The sequence below is a fragment of the Kribbia dieselivorans NBRC 106261 genome (genome assembly GCF_001552435.1).
Taxonomy (GTDB): domain Bacteria; phylum Actinomycetota; class Actinomycetes; order Actinomycetales; family Dermatophilaceae; genus Kribbia; species Kribbia dieselivorans.
In genome coordinates this window covers 1-4191 of sequence record NZ_BCRE01000179.1, presented here as the reverse complement: position 1 = coordinate 4191, position 4191 = coordinate 1, and the positions used below count along the sequence as shown (strand labels likewise).

The 4191-nt window shown below is 70.9% G+C and carries 5 protein-coding genes; 4 read left to right on the top strand and 1 reads right to left on the bottom strand.

Translation table 11 applies throughout. The features are described 5' to 3' along the window. Positions 1-441 (top strand): oxidoreductase (locus tag KD1_RS13545; protein ID WP_441768677.1); only part of this gene is annotated, 441 nt, incomplete at its 5' end. Positions 442-462: 21 nt separating this feature from the next. Here the strand turns inward: KD1_RS13545 and msrA are convergent. Next, positions 463-1086: a peptide-methionine (S)-S-oxide reductase MsrA gene (msrA, locus tag KD1_RS13540; protein WP_245627416.1), complete on the bottom strand. Its 624-nt coding sequence runs from the start codon at positions 1084-1086 to the stop codon at positions 463-465. 99 nt (positions 1087-1185) lie between these two features. Between msrA and KD1_RS13535 the strand changes: the two genes are divergently transcribed. The 3 genes from KD1_RS13535 to bluB all read left to right on the top strand — a co-directional run. Then, a complete protein-coding gene (locus KD1_RS13535; RefSeq protein WP_068402771.1) occupies positions 1186-2154 on the top strand; it encodes an ATP-binding cassette domain-containing protein in 969 nt (322 codons plus the stop codon). Beyond that, positions 2151-3017, top strand: a complete 867-nt coding sequence (locus KD1_RS13530) for an ABC transporter permease (RefSeq protein WP_068402765.1) — start codon at positions 2151-2153, stop codon at positions 3015-3017. The genes KD1_RS13535 and KD1_RS13530 overlap by 4 nt, the downstream gene beginning before the upstream one ends. 31 nt (positions 3018-3048) lie before the next feature. Continuing rightward, positions 3049-4191: 5,6-dimethylbenzimidazole synthase (gene bluB, locus KD1_RS13525; RefSeq protein WP_068402763.1), on the top strand; the 1143-nt coding region annotated here is incomplete at its 3' end.

The window sequence follows — 4191 nt, the reverse complement described above, 5'->3', positions numbered from 1 at the left end:
GCCGGAGCCATGTCGCGCACCCCGTGGCGGGTGGCCGCGAGCGGTGGGCTGCCGTGGGCGGCCCCGGGCGAGGCCGATGTCCGGCACATCGTGCGCGATCACGGCCGATGCGCGGCGGTGGCGGTCGAGGGGGGCTACGACGGAGTCGAGATCGACGCGACCCATCGTGCGTTGCCCGGGCAGTTCCTCGAGTCCGGCAACGACCGGGGCGACGGTTGGGGCGGCGCGGCGCTGAACCGGCGTCGGCTGCTGGTCGAGATCGTCCAGGCGGTGCGTGGCGCCGTTCCAGACCGGATCGCCGTGGCCGTGCGTCTCGACTCCGACGTCACCACCCGCACGGGCATGGGGTCGGCGGAAGTGCACGCGGCCGTGCTCGGCTCCGGGGCCGACCTCGTCACCGAGATCGGTGGCGGTGTCGTGCGCGTGCTGGCTCGGCGCTGAGGGCCGACGTCCTCGAGACGGTCAGCGCTGGGGGAGGGCGCAGCCGTTCGGGCCGTGATTGCAGTACCCGTAGGGGTTCTTGTCGAGGTACTGCTGGTGCTCCTCCTCGGCGTACCAGAACGTGCCCGCGTCGTCGGCGCTGCGCAACTCGGTCGTGATCCGCCCCCGGCCCGCGGCGGTGAGCACACCCTGGTACTCCTCGAGCGTGGCGCGCGCCTCACTCTCCTGCTCGGGCGTGGTCCAGTACAGCGCGGAGCGGTACTGGGTGCCGATGTCGTTGCCCTGACGGTCGGCGGTGGTGGAGTCGTGGTTCTCCCAGAACGCGGCGAGCAGGTCGCGGATGGTGACGGTGGCCGGGTCGTAGGCCACGAGAACGGCCTCGGCGTGGCCGGTGCGCCCGGTGCAGACCTCGGCGTACGTCGGGTTCGGGGTGAACCCGCCCATGTAGCCCGCGGCGGTCGTGACCACACCCGGCAGTTGCCAGTAGATGCGCTCGACGCCCCAGAAACAGCCCATGGCGACGTACAGCACCTGGGTGCCTTCGGGCCACGGACCTTCGAGCGGGGTGCCCAGCACGGTGTGGGTGCCGCTGAGGTGGAAGGGCCGCTGCGCGCGACCGGGGAGCGCCGCGTCGGCGGAAACCATTGACGGAACAGTGCGACCGAACATTTTGCCAGTGTCCCACGGCAGGCTGGACGGAAATGGAGAAGAACGTTGTCGGTGGGTGCGCGTAGCGTCGTGACCATGACCGCCACAGCGATCGAAGCCATTGATCTCGTCAAGACCTTCGGTGACCTGACTGCCGTTGACCACGTCAGTTTCACGGTCCCCGAGGGCACCGTCCTGGGCCTTCTGGGCCCCAACGGCGCCGGCAAGACCACTGCCGTGCGCATGATGACCACCCTGTCCCCACCGACGTCCGGCACCGCGCGGGTCGCCGGGTATGACGTCCGCACCCACCCCGACCAGGTGCGGGCCTCCATGGGCCTGACCGGGCAGGCCGCCACCGTCGACGAACTGCTCACCGGTCGGGAGAACCTGCGCATGATCGCCGACCTCTACGGCCTGCCGCGGCCGCGCGTGCGACGCGTCGCGGATGACCTGCTCGAACGCTTCTCCCTGGCCGACGCCGCCACCAAGGTGGTCAAGGAGTACTCCGGAGGCATGCGTCGTCGCCTCGACCTCGCCGCCTCACTGATCGCCACCCCGCCGGTGCTGTTCCTCGACGAACCCACCACGGGCCTGGATCCGCGCTCGCGTCAGGAACTGTGGGAGGTGCTGCGCAACCTCGTCGAACAGGGCACGACGCTCCTGCTGACCACGCAGTATCTCGAGGAGGCCGATCACCTCGCCGACCGCATCATCGTCATCGACCACGGCACGGTCATCGCCGACGGCACGCCGCTGCAGCTCAAGGATGCCTCGGGCGCGGCGCGCATCGTCCTGACCGTCTCGAACGCCGACGACCTCTCGGCGGCGGAGTCGCTGCTGCGCGGCCTCATCCCGGAGGTGCGGGTCGACCCGGCCAACCGTCAGATCACCGGCTCCGCCGAAGGGCTCGACGCCATCACCCGCATCGCCGCGGGAGTACAGAACCTCGGCATCGAGATCGACGATCTGGGTCTGAAGCGGCCCAGCCTCGATGACGTCTTCCTCAACCTGACCGGCCACCGCGCGGAGCCGCAACTGGCGGCCACGGAGGAGTCCGCATGAGTACCGTCCGAGTCCACACCAACACCGACGCGCCGCCGCGCAGCGAAGACCCGCCCCCGGGTGGGCGGGTCGGGGCGCAGCAGCGCGCTCCGTTCATCCGGCAGGTCATCACCCTGACCCGGCGCAACCTGACCCACATCAAGCGTCAGCCGGAGATGCTCAGCGACGTGACGATCCAGCCGGTGATGTTCGTGCTGCTGTTCGCCTACGTCTTCGGCGGGTCGATCCAGACGAACGGCTCGGGCTACCGCGAGTGGATCATGGCCCAGACCATGGCGTTCTCGGCCTTCGTGGTCGCGTTCGGTCTGAGCAACGACCTCACCAAGGGCGTCATCGACCGGTTCCGTTCCCTGCCGATCAACCGTGGCTCGGTGTTGGTTGCCCGCAGCACGTCCAGCCTGATCCATTCCTCGCTCGGTGTCATCGTCATGTCGCTGACCGGCCTGATCGTCGGGTGGCGGGTGCGCGGTTCGTTCCTCGAGGCGCTGGCCGGGTACGCGCTGCTCATGTTGTTCGGGTTCGCGATGATCTGGCTGGGCATCCTCGTCGGATCGGTGATGCGCAGCGTCGAGGGCGTCAACGGCGTGATCTTCACGACGATCTTCCCGTTGACGTTCCTGGCCAACACGTTCGCGCCCTCGGAGAACATGCCGCACTGGCTGCGGGTCATCGCGGAATGGAACCCGATCTCCTCGCTGGTCCAGGCGATGCGTGATCTATGGGGCAACGGGGCACCACCCCCCGTCGACGCGCAGTGGCCGCTGCACCACCCGATCATCGCCACCATCGCATGGGCGATCATCTTCACCGCGATCCTCGCGCCGCTGGCGATGCGGGCGTACGTCAACCGCACCCGCGACTGACGCCGGTCGGCGAGGGGTTAGCCTGCCAGCCATGCCCTTCGCCCGCCCCACCCCGACGATCGGCGACCGCACCAGCGCCGCCACCCGAGCCGGCGACCCCACCGGGTGGCGGATGGGCGACCATGTCGCACCGCTGGCGGACGTCATCGCGGCGCGTCGCGACATCCGCCGCTTTCGCCCCGACGAGGTGCCGGCCGACGTGCTGGAGCAGGTGCTTCTTGCCGGGCACCGCGCTCCGTCGGTCGGGCACAGCCAGCCCTGGCGGTTCATCGTCGTCCGTGACCCGCGCCTGCGGGATGCCGCCGCGGCGATGGCCGACCGCGCCCGGCTGCGGCAGGCGGCCCAGATGGAGGAGAAGTCCGCCCGAGGTCTGCTCGACCTGAGGCTGGAGGGGATCCGCGAGGCGCCGCTGGGTGTCGTCGTGGCCTGCGATCGTCGCACCCCCGCCGCCGGGGTGCTCGGCCGCGCGACCTTCCCCGACACCGACCTCTGGTCATGTGCCTGTGCCATCGAGAACATGTGGCTCACCGCCCGGGCGCAGGGGCTCGGCCTGGGGTGGGTCACCCTGTTCGAACCGACCGAGCTCGCGGCCCTGCTCGGACTGCCCGACGGCGTCGAGACGTTGGGCTGGCTGTGCCTGGGGTGGCCCGACGAACGACCGCCCGAGCCGGGGCTGGAGCGCGCCGGGTGGTCCAAGCGCCAACCGCTGGAGAACGTCGTCATGTACGACGGCTGGGCCGAGGGCAGCGCGCCGCCACCCTCACACCTCGCCGCTCCCGACCAATCCGCCGTCGTGGCCGCGCGCGACGAGGCCGACCGCCTGCTCACGCCGGTCGGGTCCCTCGGCGTGCTCGACACCGTCCTCGACCGCCTGCACGCGCTGCCCCACCCACCGCGGGCGGCGACGTTGGTCATCGCGGCGGCCGATCACGCGGTCACGGCCCACGGCGTCTCGGCGTTCGAGCAAAGGGTCACCGCGGACGTGTGGGCTGCCACGCAGCAGGGCACCTCGCTGGGCGCCGTCGCCGCCGCGCGCGCCGGCATCGGCGTGGAGGCGCTCGACGCCGGCGTGGGAGTGCGGCGCGGCGACCTCGTCACCACCGACGCGCTCACCCGCACCGACCTCGACACCGCGCTCACGCGGGGCCGGGCCATCGGTGAACGGCTCGCCCCC